The organism is Kribbella endophytica (assembly GCF_054781295.1).
Genome location: NZ_BAAGUR010000001.1, coordinates 3,633,875 through 3,652,131, shown reverse-complemented (window position 1 = coordinate 3,652,131; position 18,257 = coordinate 3,633,875). Strand labels below are relative to the sequence as shown.

General features: G+C 68.2%; 15 protein-coding genes. 9 read left to right on the top strand and 6 right to left on the bottom strand.

Features of this window, described 5'->3' with window-relative positions; translation table 11 throughout:
- On the top strand, positions 1 to 2,199 hold the full coding sequence (locus tag ACYVIO_RS17445; protein ID WP_460651825.1) for a discoidin domain-containing protein: 2,199 nt from the start codon (positions 1 to 3) through the stop codon (positions 2,197 to 2,199).
- Here the strand turns inward: ACYVIO_RS17445 and ACYVIO_RS17440 are convergent.
- Positions 2,177 to 3,088: a helix-turn-helix domain-containing protein gene (locus tag ACYVIO_RS17440; RefSeq protein WP_460651824.1), complete on the bottom strand. Its 912-nt coding sequence runs from the start codon at positions 3,086 to 3,088 to the stop codon at positions 2,177 to 2,179. The genes ACYVIO_RS17445 and ACYVIO_RS17440 overlap by 23 nt on opposite strands.
- Positions 3,089 to 3,164: 76 nt before the next feature.
- On the opposite strand from ACYVIO_RS17440, the gene ACYVIO_RS17435 reads away from it, so the two are divergent.
- The 8 genes from ACYVIO_RS17435 to ACYVIO_RS17400 all read left to right on the top strand — a co-directional run bounded on the left by ACYVIO_RS17435 (position 3,165) and on the right by ACYVIO_RS17400 (position 12,403).
- Positions 3,165 to 4,487: an alpha-galactosidase gene (locus ACYVIO_RS17435; RefSeq protein WP_460651823.1), complete on the top strand. Its 1,323-nt coding sequence runs from the start codon at positions 3,165 to 3,167 to the stop codon at positions 4,485 to 4,487.
- The gene (locus ACYVIO_RS17430; protein WP_460651822.1) at positions 4,480 to 5,391 is read left to right on the top strand and encodes a carbohydrate ABC transporter permease; all 912 of its coding nucleotides are present in this window, start codon (positions 4,480 to 4,482) and stop codon (positions 5,389 to 5,391) included. The genes ACYVIO_RS17435 and ACYVIO_RS17430 overlap by 8 nt, the downstream gene beginning before the upstream one ends.
- A gap of 10 nt (positions 5,392 to 5,401) precedes the next feature.
- A complete protein-coding gene (locus tag ACYVIO_RS17425; protein ID WP_460651821.1) occupies positions 5,402 to 6,226 on the top strand; it encodes a carbohydrate ABC transporter permease in 825 nt (274 codons plus the stop codon).
- Positions 6,227 to 6,242: 16 nt separating this feature from the next.
- Positions 6,243 to 7,595 carry an ABC transporter substrate-binding protein gene (locus ACYVIO_RS17420; RefSeq protein WP_460651820.1) on the top strand — a complete coding sequence of 451 codons (1,353 nt, stop codon included), beginning with the start codon at positions 6,243 to 6,245 and terminating at the stop codon, positions 7,593 to 7,595.
- Positions 7,592 to 8,497 (top strand): phytanoyl-CoA dioxygenase family protein, encoded by a 906-nt coding sequence (locus ACYVIO_RS17415; protein ID WP_460651819.1) that lies wholly within the window; start codon positions 7,592 to 7,594, stop codon positions 8,495 to 8,497. The genes ACYVIO_RS17420 and ACYVIO_RS17415 overlap by 4 nt, the downstream gene beginning before the upstream one ends.
- A gap of 94 nt (positions 8,498 to 8,591) precedes the next feature.
- Entirely contained in the window at positions 8,592 to 9,809 is a 1,218-nt protein-coding gene (locus ACYVIO_RS17410; RefSeq protein ID WP_460651818.1) for a DUF418 domain-containing protein, read from the top strand.
- 24 nt (positions 9,810 to 9,833) lie between these two features.
- Complete coding sequence (locus ACYVIO_RS17405; protein WP_460651817.1) at positions 9,834 to 10,559, top strand: TetR/AcrR family transcriptional regulator; 726 nt, start codon at positions 9,834 to 9,836, stop codon at positions 10,557 to 10,559.
- 116 nt (positions 10,560 to 10,675) lie between these two features.
- The gene (locus ACYVIO_RS17400; protein ID WP_460651816.1) at positions 10,676 to 12,403 is read left to right on the top strand and encodes a transglycosylase domain-containing protein; all 1,728 of its coding nucleotides are present in this window, start codon (positions 10,676 to 10,678) and stop codon (positions 12,401 to 12,403) included.
- Here the strand turns inward: ACYVIO_RS17400 and ACYVIO_RS17395 are convergent.
- From ACYVIO_RS17395 to ACYVIO_RS17375, 5 genes are all read right to left on the bottom strand, one after another.
- Positions 12,400 to 13,308 (bottom strand): phosphotransferase, encoded by a 909-nt coding sequence (locus tag ACYVIO_RS17395; RefSeq protein ID WP_460651815.1) that lies wholly within the window; start codon positions 13,306 to 13,308, stop codon positions 12,400 to 12,402. The genes ACYVIO_RS17400 and ACYVIO_RS17395 overlap by 4 nt on opposite strands.
- A gap of 64 nt (positions 13,309 to 13,372) precedes the next feature.
- Complete coding sequence (locus tag ACYVIO_RS17390) at positions 13,373 to 13,906, bottom strand: EF-hand domain-containing protein (RefSeq protein WP_460651814.1); 534 nt, start codon at positions 13,904 to 13,906, stop codon at positions 13,373 to 13,375.
- A gap of 230 nt (positions 13,907 to 14,136) precedes the next feature.
- Complete coding sequence (locus ACYVIO_RS17385; protein WP_460651813.1) at positions 14,137 to 14,361, bottom strand: hypothetical protein; 225 nt, start codon at positions 14,359 to 14,361, stop codon at positions 14,137 to 14,139.
- A gap of 78 nt (positions 14,362 to 14,439) precedes the next feature.
- Positions 14,440 to 14,646 (bottom strand): hypothetical protein, encoded by a 207-nt coding sequence (locus ACYVIO_RS17380; protein ID WP_460651812.1) that lies wholly within the window; start codon positions 14,644 to 14,646, stop codon positions 14,440 to 14,442.
- Positions 14,647 to 14,788: 142 nt separating this feature from the next.
- Positions 14,789 to 18,244, bottom strand: a complete 3,456-nt coding sequence (locus ACYVIO_RS17375; RefSeq protein ID WP_460651811.1) for an NACHT domain-containing protein — start codon at positions 18,242 to 18,244, stop codon at positions 14,789 to 14,791.
- Positions 18,245 to 18,257 lie beyond the last annotated feature (13 nt).

Sequence of the window (18,257 nt, the reverse complement as noted above, 5' to 3'; positions counted from 1 at the left end):
ATGAGGGTCAAGGTTCGGACGGCGCTGGCGGTGGTGGCGGCGCTGGTGAGTGGTGCGGCGGTGGCAGCACCGGCGCAGGCCGAGGCGGCGATTCCTGTGCAGTTGTTGAGCATCACCGACCTGCACGGGTATCTGTCGGAGACGGAGAACCTGAACATCAACGGGCTGCAGGTGGGTGGGGCTGGGTATCTCAAGGCGCATCTCGACCGGCTGCGGGAAGGGCAGCCGAACTCGTTCCTGATCGGGTCGGGGGACCAGTTCAGCGGCTGGCCCGACTACACGCAGGCGTTCGCGAACGAGCCGACGATCGAGGTGCTGAACGCGTTCGGGATGGACTTCGACGTGGCCGGCAACCACGAGTTCGACCGGGAGTTCCCGTTCCTGCAGCGGATGGTGTCCGGCAAGTGCTACGGCAAGCCGGGCTTCGACAGCTGCTTCAAGGACTCGACCGGCCGCGCGTTCCACGGCACCGACTACGCGTACCACGCGGCGAATGTCATCGACCGCCGCACGAAGCGGCCCGCGCTTCCGCCGTACTGGATCACCTCGGTGCCGAAGCCGGGCGGCGGCACGGTGAAGCTCGGCGTGATCGGCCTCGCCTTCCCCGGTACGCCGACCGAGACGCTCTCGATCGAGGGCTCCGGTTTCGACTTCCAAGCCTTGGTCGGTACGGCGAACAAGGCCGCGGCCGAGCTCAAGGCCAAGGGCGTCGAGGCGATCTCGGTCAGCATGCACGAAGGCGGACAGCAGGGCGGCCAGTTCAACGACTGCCTGAACCCGACCGGCCCGATCTTCGACGCTGCCCGCGCGATGTCGCCCGACATCGACGTGATCCTCGGCGGCCACTGGCACACCGCGTTCAACTGCATAATCCCCGACCCGAACGGCGTCCCCCGCCCGGTCCTCGAGGCCTCCAACCACGGCCGCGTCCTCGGCGAGGTCAACCTGTCGCTCGACCCCGAGACCGGCGACGTGATCCGCTCGGCGACCACCGCCACGAACCACGCCGTCACCAAGGACCTCACCCCCGATCCCGGCGTCCAGAAGATCGTCAAGTACTGGACCGACCGCTGGGCCACCCGCCAGAACGAGCCGCTCGCCAAGGTCGATCGCGACCTCGACTTCTCCACCACCGCCGAGAGCCGCACCGGCAACCTGGTCGCCGACCTGTACCACGACGAGGCCGCCGCGCACCGCGACGGCGACGCCGACCTCGCCCTCGTCCCCGCCGACCTCGGCGTCGACGTGATCGCGGCCGGCCTGAAGTATGCCCCCGGCACCCAACCCACCGACGCACCCGGCCGCATCCTGTACGGCGAAGCGTGGCCGGTCGCCGGCATCTCGCCGATCACGACGCAATCCCTGACTGGCCAGGAGATCGACGCGATCCTCGAGCAGCAGTGGATCCCACCGGCGTACGGCTGCCAACGACTGTCCTCGCTCGCGATCTCCAAGAACGTCCGCTACACCTACGACCTCGGCGCTGCACCAGGCAACCGCGTCGACCCACGGCAGGTCTTCATCGACAGCCGCCGACTCGATCTCCGCCGCACCTACCGCGTCGCGACGACCGCCGTGATGCCGCTGCACGGCGCGCAGTACGGCTACCCGGCCTTCGAGCAGCCCAAGAACCTCGTCCGCGCACCACGGATGGGCCAGGAGGTCTTCCTCAATTACCTTCGCACCCACCCGTCGATCAAGGCCCCCGCACTCGGCCGCGTCACCGCCATCCCCGGCACGTCACAACCCGTCGACGGCCCATTCGGACCGCTGAAACTCCTTCCCCAGCAGGAGATGACGGCGACCGCGACCAGTCAGGGCTCCGCCGCGTACGCCGCGCCGTACGCCCTCGACGGCAAGTGCTCGACGATGTGGCACTCCAACTGGAGCCCGCCCGCGCCTCTCCCGCAGTCGATCACGCTCGACCTCGGCAGCACCCGGTCGATCGAGGCGCTCGTCTACACCCCGCGCCAGGACATCGCCTCACCGAACGGCCGGATCTACTCGTACGACGTCCAGGTGAGCGCCGACGGCACCAACTTCCAATCGGTGGCCACGGGCAACTGGGACGGCACGGTGGACGCCAAGATCGCCCGCTTCCCAACCGGTACGACGGCCCGCTACGTCAAGCTCGTCGGCCTGGCCGGCGGCGCCAACTACGCGGCCGCGACCGAACTCAATATCGCTCTGGGTTCCTGACCGTACGCCGGTAGTCGCTCGGCGAGGCCCCGAACCGGCGGCCGAACTGGCGACTGAAGTAGTGCGGCGACTCGAAGCCGACGGCGCGAGCGACCTGTCCGACGGACATGTCGGTCGCGCCGAGCAACTCCGACGCCCGCTGCAACCGCAACCCGACCACAACGCTCATGATCGAGTCGCCCACCTGCTCCTTGAAGAGGTGGGCGAGCCGGGACACCGAGACCTGGGCCAGCCCGGCGAGTGAGTTCAGCGTGTGCGCCCGCGCCGGGTCGGACGTCACCGCGTCGAGGACCAGTTGCACGCGAGGATCGAGCGAACGCGTCTCCCGGCGCAGGCTGCTCGCGGCGACGAGCAGCACCTCCTCGATCCCGTTCATCGTGAGCTGTACGGCGAGGTTCTGCTCGAGCAGGTGAAGCTCCGTGTCGCCGGTCGGCGAGAGCCCCGCGCGCTGCGCGTCCCGGTGCAACCGCGCGAAGGCGGACACCAGCCGGTCGGTCTCCGACGGCCTGGTCAGCCGCACGTACGACAGCCCGGGCATTGCCTGCGGCAACGACCACCAGGCGTGCCAGTCGCGCCGCGGCTGGAAGTGGGCCCACCAGGTCTCCCAGTAAGTGCCGACCGTGCCGTAGTCGTGCTCGGTCCCCGGGCTCACCAGCACGAGATCGCCCACGCGCAGCGTGAGCGAGTCCTCACCGATCCGGTACCGCCCGGTGCCGCCGGCCGTGTAGAGCAGGTACCAGCTGCCGACGCCGTCCGGCCGGACCACCCGGTAGTCGCCGCCGCTGTGGAAGTGGCCGGTCACCAGCTTGCTCGGCGGCGGGATCTCGCTGTAGAGCTCGATCAGCACCTGAGTAGCAAGATCGTGCTCGTAGTCAGCAGGCTCTGTCATGGTGCACCCTTCGTGCGGGTCCCTAGATTACCCAACCAGCAGCAAGATCCTGCAACCCCGACGAAGTGAGGATCCCGTGGGCTTTCGTACCGTCACCGAGCTCGAGCACGACACCACCACCCGGATCTTCGAGCACGGGTGGCAGTCGTGGAGCCCGAGCGGCTGGTACGCCGTGACCGATCGTCCACCGAGGCCGACGGCCCCCAATCACCACGTGATGGCCTACCGCCCGGACGTCGAGGCCGGCCGGTTCCAGGGCGAGGGCCTGCTCGCGGTCGCCACCGGCGGCGAGGTCACCGTCGTCGCGGCGCTCTCCCCCGACGTCGTCCCGTCGATCCGCTGCGAGGTCGACGGCGACCGCCTCCGGATCACCGCCGACAGCGACGACGTCGCGCTGACCACCAGCACGCACACCAACCCGAACCAGGCCCTCGCCGACTGGGCCGACGCGTTCGCCGCCCCGTACAACCCCGCCGTCCGCGTGTTCGGCCCGTCCTGGTGCAGCTGGTACGCGTACTGGGGCAAGGTCACCGAGCGGGACGTGATGAACGACGTCCGCCAGTTCGACGAGCACGCGCTCAGCGTCGACCTGGTCCTGCTCGACGAGGGCTATCAGGCCGAGATCGGCGACTGGCTGACCCCGCGAGACGACTTCGGCTCGACCGTCCGGCTTGCCTCCGACATCCGCGCGAGCGGCCGGCGGGCCGGGATCTGGGTGGCACCGTTCCTGGTCGGCAGCCGCAGCGAGACCGCGCGGAAGCATCCCGACTGGCTCGTCCCCGGCATCACCGCCGGAACGAACTGGGGCCAGGAGCAACTGGTCCTGGACGTCACGAACCCCGCCGCGGCGCGGCACCTCCAGGACGTGTTCACCGAGCTGTGCCGCCAGGGCTACGACCACTTCAAGCTCGACTTCTGCTACGCCGGCGCGATCGAGGGCCGGCGGCACGAACAGACCGACGGCATCACGGCGTACCGGCACGGACTGCGGCTGATCCGTGAGGTCGTCGGACCGAACAGGATCCTCCACGGCTGCGGCGCCCCGATCCAGCCGAGCCTGGGACTGGTCGACTGCATGCGGGTCTCACCCGACACCGACCCGCTCGTCGATCCACCGTCCGGCGACATCAGCCAGCCCGGCCAACGCGGTGCCCGGTCGACCTCGGTCGCGCGCGAGTTCCTGCACGGCCGCTGGTGGGCGAACGACCCGGACTGCCTGATCGTCCAGCCCGACATCCAGGACCGCGAGGCGTGGGCGGCCCACGTCGAGAACTCCCCCGGCCTGCGGATGTCCAGCGACCCGATCGGCGCGCTGGACCGGTGGGGTCTCGACCGCACCCGCGAACTCCTGACCCCGACCTCGCAGCGGCCGCATCCATTGAGGGCCGTCGATGCTTAAGCCGGCCAAACCCCCAGTACGCCGTACGCAACGACGCCAGCAGGCCGTCGCCGGCTACGCCTTGCTCGCCCCGAGCCTGGTCGGCGTCCTCGGCTTCCTGCTCGCGCCCGTCGTCATCGTGATCGTGCTCAGCCTGTTCGACTGGAAGTTGCTCGCGGCCCCGGAGTTCATCGGGCTGGCGAACTACCGCGAGCTGCTCGGCGACGGCGAGGTGTGGCACTCGTTCCTGGTCACCGGGTACTACGTGCTGATCTGCGTGCCCGGTACGACGATCCTGTCGCTACTACTCGCGCTGCTGGTCGACCGCAAGCTGCGCGGGATGAAGTACTTCCGGGCGCTGCTGGTGATCCCCTGGATGGCGACCCCGGTCGCGATGGGCCTGGTCTGGGCGTGGATCTTCGACCCCGGCCAGGGCGCGCTCAACCAGTTCCTCGGCGTCTTCGGCGTCGACGGGCCGGCCTGGTTGTCGTCGTCGCTGCTGGCGATGCCGAGCGTGGCCGCGGTGCACATCTGGCAGTTCGCCGGGTACAACATGCTGTTCTTCCTGGCCGGGCTGCAGAACATCCCGGCGTCGTTGCGCGAGGCATCCTCGCTCGACGGCGCCTCGCCGGTCGCGCACTTCTTCGGCATCACCCTGCCGCTGCTGCGCCCGACGATGCTGTTCGTGCTGATCACCAACGTGATCGGTTCGTTCCAGGCCTTCGACACGATCTTCGTGATGACCGAGGGCGGCCCGGGCAACAGCACCGAGGTCGCCACCTACCTGATCTACGACGAGGCGTTCCGCAAGTTCGACTTCGGCTACGCCGCCACGATCTCGGTCCTGCTGTTCCTGGTCATCCTCGCGGTGACCGTTGCCCAGTTCGCCTACTTCGAGCGTCGTACGACGTACGACCAGTCCTGAGGAGGTGACCATGTCCAGAACTCGCCTGCCCGTCAGCCTGCTCTGCTACGGCGTCCTGGTGGTCGGCTGCCTGCTCGCGGTCTTTCCCTACCTGTTGACCGTGCTCACCGCATTCAAGGGCCCGGGGCAACTGTCCGAGACGATGCCGTGGGAACCGGGGCTGCCCCCGAGCACGGCCGCGTTCGACCGGTTGTTCGCGTCCGGCTTCGGCGGCTACCTGCTCAGCTCGACCCTGGTCACGGCCGGGATCACCGCCGGGCAGATCGTCTTCGCCGTCCTGGCGGCGTACGCGTTCGCACGGTTGTCGTTCCCCGGCCGGGACGCGCTCTTCTGGGTGTACCTGTCGACGCTGATGGTGCCGCCGGTCGTCACGATGATCCCGCTCTACCTGATGATGCAGAAGCTCGGCCTGGTGGACACCTGGGCCGGACTGATGCTGCCCACGATGCTCGGTACGCCGTACGCGATCTTCCTGCTCCGGCAGTTCTTCCGCAGCATCCCCGCCGATCTGGAAGACGCGGCCCGGATCGACGGCGCCGGCCGGGTCCGCACCCTGCTCTCGATCGTGCTGCCACTGTCCCGGCCGATCCTGGTCACCGTCACCACGCTCGCCGTGGTCGCGAACTGGAACAGCTTCCTGTGGCCGCTGATCATCACCAGCAGCGAGGACAAACGCCTGCTCCCGCTCGGGATCGCCTTGTTCAAGGGCGAGGTCGGGGTCGACTACAACGCCGTGATGGCCGGCAGCCTGATCGCACTCGTGCCACTGCTGGTGCTCTTCGTGTTCTTCCAGCGCTTCATCGTTCGCTCGGTCGCGGTCACCGGGCTCAAGTAGTTCAACGGAGGTCGTCATGTCACATCCCCTGTCTCGACCAGCACTGTCTCGACGGACGCTGCTTCGCGGTGGCGCCGGAATCATCGGCGCGGCCGGAGTACTCGGTACGGCGGGCTGCGGCTCGTCGGACGACGACGCGGCCGGCGGCCCGGTCGAGCTCGTGTACCGGCTGTGGGACGAGCAGCAGGAGGTCGGCTACAAGTCGGTCTTCGCCGCGTTCACCGCCGAGAACCCGGGCATCACTGTCCGGATGGAAGTGCTGCCGTGGGACCAGTACTGGACCAAGCTGACCACGGAGCTGGCCAGCGGCAAGGCGCCGGACGTGTTCTGGCTGACCGTGGAGAACTTCCCGGACCTGGCGAGCAAGGGCGTGCTGGCGCCGCTCGACGACCTGCTCAAGAGCGCCAAGCTCGATCTGGCGTCGTACCACCCGAACGTCGTCCAGTCGTACAAGTTCGAGGACAAGCAACTCGGCGTACCGAAGGACCTCGGCGTCGTCGGGCTGCTCTACAACAAGAACCTGGTCGCCAAGGCCGGGATCACGATGCCGGAGAAGCTGACCTGGGCACCGGACGGCAGCGGGACGTTCCTCGACGTCGCGCAGAAGCTGACGGTGGACAAGGCCGGTCTCAAGGCCGGGCAGAGCGGGTTCGACGCCGGGGCGATCAAGCAGTGGGGGTTCTGCTCCTGGAACCACAGCCAGACCCAGTGGCTGAACTGGATCGCCTCGAACGGCGGCAAGGCGATGGACGCGCCGTACGGGACCTTCGAGTTCGGCGGAGCGAAGTCGGTCGAGGCGCTGCAGTGGGCGCGTGACCTGGTCTTCAAGTGGCACGTGTCGCCGAACGGGACGCGGACGAACCCGCCGACCGGGCAGGCGACCGAGATGTTCTACCGCGGCGAGGTGGCGATGTTCCCGGCGAACAACGCGCTGCTGCCGTTCGCGCTGCCGGAGGTGAAGTTCCCGATCGGCGTCGCCGCGATGCCGGCCGGACCGAGCGGGCGGACGGTGGTGATCAACGGGCTGGCCGAGGTGATGTTCGCCAAGACCAAGCACCCGGAAGCGGCCGGCAAGCTGATCACGTTCCTCGGGTCGGAGAAGGCGCAGAAGCTGATGGGCGACGCGGGTTACGTCATCCCGGCGCTGAACGACACGGCGGCCGGCTACTCGGCGTACTGGAAGAAGAAGGGGATCGACGTGCAGCCGTTCCTCGACTCCGCCGCCGGCAGCACGGTGAACATGCCGATCGCGACCGGCTGGACCGCGAAGGTTGCCGACATCAACAAGGCGGTCAACGAGCTGTACCTGGACAAGGGCGACGCCGCGAAGGTCGCCACCGCGATGGACGAGAAGGGGAACGGCCGATGAAGGAACTCACCGACTCCGCACCGGCACTCGACGACACCGAAACGCTGCGGGCCCGCCTGACCGACGAGGGCTACCTGTTCTTCCGCGGGCTGCTGCCGGCCGACGTGGTGGACGACGTGCGCACGCGGATCGCGCGGATCCTGTTCGACAGCCACTGGCTCGCGCCCGGGACCGCGGCCGAGGAACTGATGGCCTCGGACCGGGCGGTCGAGGAGGGATCGGCCGGGTTCTTCGGGGCGTACACGGCGATCCAGAGCACCGAGGCCTTCCACAACCTGGCGATCCGGCCCGAGCTGCTGGACCTGTCGGCACGGCTGCTGGGCGAGCCGTCGTTCGCGCACCCCGCGCACATCTGCCGGATCGCGCCGCCGTCTCCCGGGGCCAAGCCGACGCCGATCCACCAGGACTACCGGTTCATCCAGGGCTGCATCGACACGCTCACGACCTGGCTGCCGCTCAGCGCCGCGCCGCCCGAGATCGGCGGGCTGCGGGTGCTGTCGGGATCGCCGCGGCTGGGAGTCCTTCCGGTGAAGCCTTCCGACGGACCCGGGATGATGCGTGCCGAGGCGGACGAGGAGCATCCGGAGTGGCGTACGGCGACGTACCAGCCGGGCGACGTGCTGCTGTTCACCAGCCTGACCGTGCACGGCGCGATGCCGAACCGGACGCGGCAGCTCCGGTTGTCGGCCGACTTCCGCTACCAGGCGCTGAGCGCGCCGATGGCCGTGGACGCGCTCGGGACGGGCAAGCCGCACTACCACCCCGACGTACCGGACTTCCCGACGCTGACCCGCGGCTGGGAGTCGACCGCGAGCATCGAGGTCCCACCGGGCGTGAACTTCGTGGAGCGGTTCGACCCGCGGCTCGACGAGGTACCGACGCCGGTCTCGCGGTTTGCCTGAAGGGGCAGAGCAGGGGTTCTCCCCGATGTAGCGACCCCTCGACCCAGTTAGTGTGCGTCATATAGTTTCTTTCGCATACTTTCTGGAGGGGCAGATGTCCACAGCTACCGAACGGGCCGGGCGCGATGCCGGGCCGGTGCCGGTCGGGGAGCGGATCCTGGCGCCGGACCTGGCGCGCGGGTTCGCTCTCCTGCTGGTCGCGCTCGCGCACTCGACCGGGATCCTGAACCAGACGGTGCCGGGCGTGGACTTCTCGCCGCAGGGTGCCGAGCAGGTCTTCTACCTGGTGATGTTCCTGTGCGTGCACGCCTGCGCGCTGCCGTTGTTCGCGATGATGTTCGGCTACGGACTGATCCAGTTCGTACGCCGCCAGGACAGCCTCGGCGTACCGGCGGAGCAGACCCGGGCGTCGCTGCTGCGCCGGCATCTCGGGCTGTTCGTGATCGGCGCGGTGCACGGGATCTTCCTGTTCGTGGGCGACGTGCTCGGCGCGTTCGCGGTGGTCGGCACGGTACTCACCGTCCTGCTGCTGCGGCGCGGGAACTGGGCGTTCCGCGGAGCGCTGGTCTACCTGCTGTTCGGCGGGATCTACCTCGTCGTCCTCGGGGTGCGGGTCTACCCGACGATGTCCGGCAGCAGCACGACCGACGTACCGGCACCGGCGGACACGACCGCCGCGATCGCGACGTACCCGGACTCGATCGTCGACCGGCTGACGGACTGGCCGGGCAGCACGCTGGTACTGCTGACGACCATCCTGTTCGCCTGGATCGGGGCCTGGGCGGCCAAGCAGCGGATCCTCGACGAGCCGGACAAGCACCGCCGCCTGCTGCGCTGGGGAGCGATCGGTGGGTTCACCGTCGCGATCGTCGGCGCCCTTCCGATGGCGTTGACGGCGGCCGGGATCGCCGGGCCGGACGCGGATCTGGCCGGGGCCGCCAAGCAGCTGTACGAGGGAGCGGGCCTGTTCGGCGCGGTCGGTTACGCCAGTGTCTTCGGCCTGATCGGGATGCGGCTGTCCCGTTCGAAGCGGGACCCGCACACGATCGTTCCGGTGGCGGCTTTGGTTGCCCTGGGCCAGCGTTCGCTGACGTTCTACCTGTTCCAGTCGGTGTGCTGGCTGATCCTGCTGACGCACTACGGGCTGGCCCTCGGCGAGCGGACCAGCAGCCCGGCGTACACGGCACTGATCTGCGCGTTCTCGGTCTGGCTGCTCAGCCTGCTGGGCGCTTCGGTCCTGCAGCGGTACGGGCGGCGCGGGCCGGTGGAACGGCTGATCCGGTGGTTCACCCATGGTCGCCATCGGCGATGATCGGACCATGCGAGCCGAGACCCGATGAGCGCCGACGACCATCCGGCTGACCTGGCGCGGCTGTGGCGGACCAGCGGTCCGTCACGGCTGGGCCGGCCGGCCGAGCTCGACACCGAGCGGGTTGTCCGTACGGCGGTCGACCTGGCCGACCGGGACGGGCTCGACGCGGTTGCGCTGTCCAAGCTCGCGACCTCCCTCGGCGTGACGACGATGGCCTTGTACCGGCACATCGGTTCGAAGGACGAACTGCTCGTGCTCATGCAGGACCTCGCCATCGGTCTGCCGCCGGACGTCACGGCGGACCGGGACGACTTCCGCGCCGGCCTGCGCCAGTGGGCCGGCGCGATGCGGCGGATGTACGGCGCCCACCCGTGGCTGGCCGGAGTCACGCCGGCCTCGCCGCCGCTCGGCCCCTACAGCGTGGCCTGGATGAACCAGGGGCTCGCGCTGCTGCGCCCGACGAAACTCGACTGGAGCGAGAAGCTGGCCGTCGTCGGTCTGCTCGGCGGCTACGTCCGGCAGGCCGCCCAGCTCGCCGTCGGGTTCGCCCAGACCGGCGCGGACACCCCGGAGGCCGAGGCGCAGTACGGGCGCAGCCTGGCCCAGCTGATCGATCCGGAGACGTACCCCGAGGTCGCCGAACTCGTTGCCTCCGGCGTCTTCGGGGCGATGCCGTCCGGCGTCGACGACCCGGCGGTGTCGCCGGAGTTCCTCTACAGCCTCGACGTGATCCTCGACGGCATCGGCTGACTCCGCCTTTCAGAGGAGGGGTGTCGTCCTTCCGGACGAAATCGCGGGATCGCGTCCACCACTCAGTGTGGTCGCGGCGTCCTGGTGGGTGACCTGTTCCCCACCAGGAGGTTCCTGTGCGCCGAAGGATCGTGCGGATCGCGGGGTGGTGCCTGGGCTTGACGTTCGTCGTGCTGATCGGCACCGTCGCGGCGTTCTTCGTCGGGTACGCCCGGACCGACATCCCGGACCCGAACACGAAGTTCGAGGCCAACACCACGATCGTCACCTACGCCGACGGCAAGACCGAGATCGGGTCGTTCTACGAGCAGAACCGCAAGTCGGTCCCGCTCGAGGAGATCCCGAAGCACGTCCAGGACGCGGTGATCGCGGCCGAGGACCGCAGCTTCTGGACCAACGCGGGCGTCTCGCTGCCGGGCATGGCCCGGGCCGCCTTCGCGATCGCGCGCGGACGGCAGCTGCAGGGTGGGTCGACGATCACCCAGCAGTACGTGAAGATCATGTACCTCACCCAGGAACGCACCATGCGCCGCAAGCTCGACGAACTGTTCATCGCGACCAAGATCGGGCGCACCCAGGACAAACGCACGATCCTCGGCAACTACCTGAACACGATCTACTTCGGCGAAGGGGCCTACGGCATCCGCGCGGCCGGGCAGGTGTACTTCGGGGTCGACCATCCCCGGGATCTGACCGTGCCGCAGGCCGCCTACCTGGCGACGGTGCTCAACAACCCGACCAAGTTCGACGCCGACGACCCTGATGCCGCGCCGCTGATCCTCGGGCGCTACCGGTACGTGCTGAGCGGGATGGCGTCGATGGCGACCATCAGTTCTTCCCAGTACGACGACGCCTGGAAGGCAGTGCCGCCACTGCGGAAGAAACCCAAGGGCAACCGGTACGCCGGGCCGACCGGCTTCCTGCTCGACCTCGCGCGCCGGGAGCTCGGGAAGTACGGGTTCGAAGGCGATCGGCTCAGCGGTGGTGGGTTGCGGGTGATCACCACGTTCGATGCCACGCTGCAGGCCAGGGCCGTCGCGGCGGTCGACGCCGGGCGGGCGTCGGGGGTGCAGGTCGGGCTGGCGTCGATCCGGCCCGGGACTGGTGAACTCGCGGCGCTTGTCGGTGGCAACGACTTCCTCAAGAGTCAGCAGAACTGGGCGACGCTCAAGGCGCCGCCCGGTCAGCTGCTGCGGCCGTTCGCGATCGCCGCCGGGCTGTCCGACCGGACCGGGCCGTTCGACGTACGGTCGTCGGGAGGCTCGGTGAACAAGGCGTACTTCCAGCTCGTCGACTCCAAGCGCGGGCACCTCGTCTCGACCGCCGCCGAGAACGCCGGCATACCCTCGATCCCTCCGGCGGACCGGCCCGCGCCTGGTCTGGGGCCGGACGCGTTGGCGTCGCCGGTGGACCTCGCCACGGCGTACAGCACGTTTGTCGCCGATGGGCGGCGCGTGCCGGCGCATGTGATCAAGGAGGTCCGGGACTCGCGCGGCAAGGTGCTGTGGACGGCCGCGAAGCATCCCGGGCTCAAACCCGTTCAGGCGTTCACATCCGAGGTCGCCGGGCTGACCAGCAAGCTCGTCGGCGAGGGCAGGTCCACGACGGTCAACGGGCTGAGCATCGAGAAACGCCGTCTCAACAGCAAGTGCCGCTGCCGGGCTCAGAAGGGTCTGCAGCCGCTCGCGTCCTGGTACGTCGGGTTCACACCGGAGCTGTCCACCGCGGTCGTCTATCGAGCGGGCCCACAAGGCGAGTCGGCACTACCGGCGAAGGGCGCCGAGCAGTGGCCAACCCTCACGTGGGCCGCGTACGCCGGCGGCCCGATCCCCGCCGGACGTTAAGCCGCGGCTTGACTCAAGCGGGCCTCGGCTTGGTCAAGCAATGCGGTGAGTGCGACTGGTGGGTGGTTCCACAGGAGCTCGGCGCGGGCGTTGTGCAAAGCGGGCCAGAGGCTTGCTGCCCAGGCAACCTCCAGCTCTTCGCTTGTGAAGACACCGGCCTCTACTTGGTAGGCAGAGAGGAAAGCTTCTGAGCTTTCGAACGGAGCTAAGGTCGGGGTCTCGGTGCTGGCGAAGGCGCCTGCGGCGGCTCCCACCAGAGCGGGCTCGGGGAGCCAGGCGATGCTGTCCCAGTCGTGGACGACGGTGTCGTTCCAGCGCAGGTTCTGCGCCTCCCAGTCGGCATGCCCGAGGACATGCGGCAGCGCGGCGGAGGCGAGCAGACGCCGCCGCGCTCGAGCAGCGATGTCCAGCAGTTCCGACGGCAGCGAGTCCGCGCCCGGGCGGTTGTCGTGGAGAGCATTCGGCGGCCAGTGACCAGGACCGCTGTGGTCCCACCGCACCCACTCAGGATTGGGCAGCGGCGGCGGCAGTTGCACCCGGCTGGTGACCGCCATGACAGCGGCGTACAGGCGAGCCGACCGCTGCGCCGACTCGACGTCGGTGCCACGGGCAACCTCACCACCCGGCACCCATTGCTCGGCATGTACGGCGAGCCCGTCGACCAGCGTCGCCTCCGTCAGTGGCCGGGGGCAAGGAAGCCCAGCCTCGGCGACAGCTCGCTGAACCGCCAGGCAGGTCGGCACCCGACCGCCCGGATCAGGCCGGGACTTGATCACGACCTCACGCCCGTCGTCGAGCCGGAACGCCCGGACGTCGGACATCAGCGTCGCCGACAGCAGCTGCTCGACCGGCAAGGCACCCAGCTCACGGGAGCACCACCGCACGAGCCACGGTTCGATGGTCATGGCCTCGACTCTCTCACCGGCTGCCCGCCGCCGCGCGCCCGGCGGCGGGTTCACTCAGCCGGGATCAGTACGGACCGAAGACCCACTGGGACGGGGACTTCGGGTCGTCGCCGATCCAGAAGCCCGCCCACAGCTCGCGGAACTCCTCACGGGACAGGTGCCCGTCGCCGTTCTGGTCGAGCTTCGGGAAGACCTCGTCGACACCGTCGGCCGACCCCTTCCAGGCCTCGACGACCTGCTGGTGCTCGGCCAGTGCGATCCGGTCGTCGCCGTTCTGGTCGACCGCGTCGAACATCGCCTCCGCGGTCGCGTACACCGCGTCGTCGATCTGCGGGAGCTTGTCGACCACCGTCATCAGTTCGTCGAGCGAGACCCGGTCGTCGTGGTCGGCGTCCGACATCGACGCCACCGCCGACCACCAGCCCATCATGATCGCCCGCATCCGGTCGTGGTCCTCGGTCCCCGGCTCCCAGCCCCGGATGCCGACCCAGCGCGCGGTCAGCGTCTCGAAGTCGGACTCCTCCAGGTAACCGTTGCCGTCGGCGTCCATCGCGTGGAACACCCCGGCCACCTTCTGCCGCTGAAACTCACTCGCCATGCGTTCTCCCCATATCTCCGAAAGCGCCGTCACCGTTGCCGGTGGTCCGGTTTCAGACGATACGAGTCACCCGGCCGTTGCGCGCGGTGAGCAACGACCGGTGCGCGTCCCACGAATAACCCCGGGTCCGGTCCGATCAAACCCGGGGTCGACATCGAAAAAACTCGTGGTCGGCAGTCAAAAGTCCGGGGTCGCAGGCGGTTGCCAAACGCCCCCGAGCAGTTCCTCGGTCAGGAGAGCTTCGGCGCCCAGTCGAGTCCCTCGGACCCGTCGTCACCCTTGATCGGCCCGGTCAGCGAGTAGCTGTGCGAGCCGTCCGGAAGGCACCCGCGCACCTTGAACCGCTCGTCGCTGTCCTGCTCGTCCGGCCACGCGTTGCGGTTGAACTGCAGCGCGGCGATCTTCTCGCCGTCCGGCGACCAGGCCAGCTTCATCCAGCTGTTGTCTGACGTCACGGGGTACTGATGCACGAGTCGTTCGCTGCCGGTGCTCAGCGTGCGCGCCCACACCCCGTAGCCACGAACGAAGGCGAGCTACCTCCCGTTCGGCGAGAACTTCGGGTTCTCCCCGTCGGTCTGTACGACGTACGCCGCACCCGACGACTGCGTGGCGATGCCGTCGATGGACTCGACGACCACCAGGTCACAGTTCTTCGGCAAGGTGGCGGCGCCGGCGGGCAGCGCGGTCAGCACGGCCAAACCGGTGGCCATGACCACGGACAGCAGTGTCCTGAATCGCATGTGTGTCCCCCCACGGAACGTCGAGATGTCACGTGGTTCCCCCACGCTGTCCGCACGCTACGTCCCGCCGCCGACAAGACCGCGCAGGATCTCGCCGGGTGTCGCCTCCACCGGCACAGCGCCAGACAGCCGATCGCTGACCTCAGGTCGTTTGCGCTGCGAGGTTTCGCAACTCCAGCAACGGATCAAGGTCCAGCTGGATCACATCGATTCCGCGGCCAAGAAGATAGTTCCTGATGAAACGGCCGCTGTTCACCGGCCACGCTTCGGCGATGTACGAAGCATCCTTCGGATCAATGTTGGCCAGCATCGACGGTTCGAGAGCGTCGAACATGCTGGTCCTCGCGTGCTGGCCGAACCAGTGCTCGGGTTCCGCTTTGCGGAGATAGGTCACGAACTGGGGCGCGAAGTAATCGGCCCGAAACCTGAGGTTCGGATGCATCGCCATCGACCCGTCGACGTCGTTGAGTAAATCCGTCAACAGGTCGCGGTCAGCGCCTGAGTATCTCTGCGCTGCTTGCCACAGCAGAGCCACAACCACCGTCCCGTCGTCCGGAACGACCTCGCCGATCGCCTCGCGGACAGTCGGGACAAGCTGCAGTACCGACGGATGTGCAGCGGCCACCGCGGCCAGCTCGGCGCCAAGGGGCGCGCTCACCGAAGGGATCGCCTGGAGAAGTCGGACGACCAAGTCAACCGGGAGGTACTCAGCGTCTCGCGACAGCAAGGCCACCACTTGCCTGCCGAGTTGCTCGTTGTCTGTTCCTGTCTCCAACTTGAGGACCAGGGACTGGTACCAGCCGAGGTCCATCGGCAGGACCCTCCCCAGGAAGGGCACTCCCGTACGCACAGCGTGAATCGTCGCCAACTCGGTCACGGCTTCCAGCTCCGCGTTCGACCAGGTCGGGAAAGTGTTGGCGTGGGCATGGTGACCACCAAGTAGGAGGGTGGCCATGTGCTCGCGGTGCCCCAAGAGCTCTGCCTCGCCGATCAGTCCACGATAGTCGCTGATCCGCGCACAGATTTGCAGTGATGGTGTGGGCGCAGCGCCGATGGACTCGATCACGGACACCCACGCCTGTCCGTCCAGGCCTGCGCGCCACAGCAAGACGTTGCTCTCCCAATCCGCCTCGCGCGAACTCCCGACGATCGCCGCTGGGGTGACGGGGTCAGGGTCGAGCAGGACACGAAGCAAGGTGAGGTTGGCCGAGTAGCAGGCGCGGCGGCGGACCGGGTCGTACGGCGAGGGTCCGTAGACATCGTCGAGAAGATCCGGCCGGGTCCGTGTGGCATGGAGCAACTCGGTGATCGTCGCCAGCAACGAGGCACGTCGGTTGCTGTCCAGCTCCCGGGTCAGCTCGATCAGAAAGGTGATGGTCGGCTGCCTGGTGCTCAGCGGCTGATGCGAGAGCACTCGGCGCAGCGCCAGGTCGTCGAGCTGTGCCGCGGCGGGAGTGAGTTCGGCAGCCTCGACGGCGCGCAGGGCGTCGAGTCTGCGAAGTTGCTCGTAGGTCAGCTCCGCGACCAGGTACTCGCCGAAGGTAGCGTGCAGGAACTCGTAGGCTCCCCGCTGTTCGCGATCGGCCTTGGCGTTGTGGACGAACATGAACGCACCGAGGACCTGGTGAGCTTGGCGGAGAGCGGCAACTTCGGTCGACCGGTCCGGTTGTGGCAGCAGGACTGCGAGGTCTGCGTCGAGCTCGCGGTCGGTGATGTGCTGGCGTCCTCGGCTGAACATGCCGCTGGCGGCGTACTGCAACTGCTTGCGCTGCAGGGCCTCCAGGACCATCTCCTGCCGGGAGTCAGGGTCGCCGTCGCCTTTCTCCACCTGGCGGCTGATGAAGCGATCAAGGATCCGCCGGTACAACTCTGCTTGGCTTAGGCTCCCGGCCTCGAGCAGCGCGGTGCCAGCTTCGGTCAGGTAGACGGCCAGGACGAGGAGTAGCAGCGGCTGACAGGCGAGTTCCGCGACGCTGGGCGACTGGGTGAACAGCTCCGCTGTCAGCGGTTCGTACTGCGGAACGTCGCGGTGCGCCGTGTTCCACTCCGTCAGCCAGCGATCGATCCTGGGGACACCGAACTCGCAGAGCTTGAGAATCGGGGTGTTGCGGGGTATGTCGGCATGCTGAGCCACAACCGTCCGGGTGGTGATGACGACCGATGTCGGTACTCCGAGTGTCCGGGCCCGCTTCTGGAACTCGACGATCTTATTGAGATATCCGGACTGGGTCACGCCGGTGGCTTGAATCAGTTCGTCGTAGCCGTCGAGCAAGACGACCAGCCGGCACTCATGCGCGCACCGAGGGGCGTTAACCGCTCGGCAGTCGGTACAGCTGCCGCACTCGTCGCGCAGCTCGCTCAGATCTGCTTGGGGGCGTTGCAGGATCCGCTGCAGCTCCTTGGTGATCTGCACCGTCAGATCGTCGTCGGTGTTGACCCGGCGCAACGGTACGCGGACGACGGAGAACGAGTCGGACGGCAGCTCGGCGGCTAGCACCTCCGTCAGCAAAGACTTGCCTGCGCCGGGGTGGCCGAGAAGTAGTAGGGGCAGTTCGGTGCTGGATCTGTCCGCGAGGTAGCCGGCCAGGTAGTCCACCAATGACTCGTGCGACGGAAGCGCGTGCCACCAGCTGTCGTCGGCCGGCCGCGATCCCTCATCGGCGATCGCGAGCTTGAAGGCGGGCTCGACGAAGCCCGCCTTGACGGTCGGCGACCGTACTCCGGCCGAACCAGAACGAAGCAAGGGTTCCGCGAGAACCTCCTTGGCCGCAAGGGCAAGCTCCGCACGATAGCCGTGGGCCCGCACCGGGGATCCGCGGAGAACGAACGGTAGTACTGCTTGCAGTTCTGCCAGCGCGGAGGCCCCTGCGGCCCGGACCGCCGTACGGGTGGCTGCGTGCTCGTTGAGCGTCACCCAGAGCGCGAACGGCGCCCGGGTGCTGAGACTGAGCATGCGACCGCGGTAGACGTACGCAGCGTAGTCGACGACCTGCTCAGCCAGACGGCCGTGGCCCTCCGGCCTAACCTGCCGATCCCATGCGTCGAGACCTCTGAAGAACTCGAAGCTGGTCGCCGCCAGTTGACGGTAGTAGGGGATGATCCGCTGCTCGAGGTTCTCCAGCACGCCGAACTCAGCGGACGGCAGCGGAACGTCCGCCGCAAGCAGGTCCTCAGCAGAGGGTCTGCGGCGACTGGCCTGTCCCTCGACACCGGCCAGTCGCTTGATCTCCTTCGTCGTCAGGTCGAGTCCGCTGAACGGCCCGTCCCGCAGTGCGTCGAAGAAGCAGGACAGAACAGTGATCGTGTGCGCTGCCACCACCAGCTCGTGCTGGTTCGCCTCGACTCCGCCTTTGATGCGGCCGACGGCGCCGTCGACCAGCGTGTTGAGCAGTCTGATCGCTTCGTTCTTCGGATCGACCAGGCTGAGTACCGCGGCGGCGCTCAGCCCGATGACCGGCACAGGGCCGCCGGCGATCGCCGTCCCCGCACCACCGGCCAGGATCAGGCCCCCCAGGATCTTGTCCAGCCCTGCGATCTTCTTCCGGTCCTGCTCGAGAAGGTCCAGCGCACCGGCGAAGGTGAAAGGTGGGCGGGTCATGCAGCAGCGACTC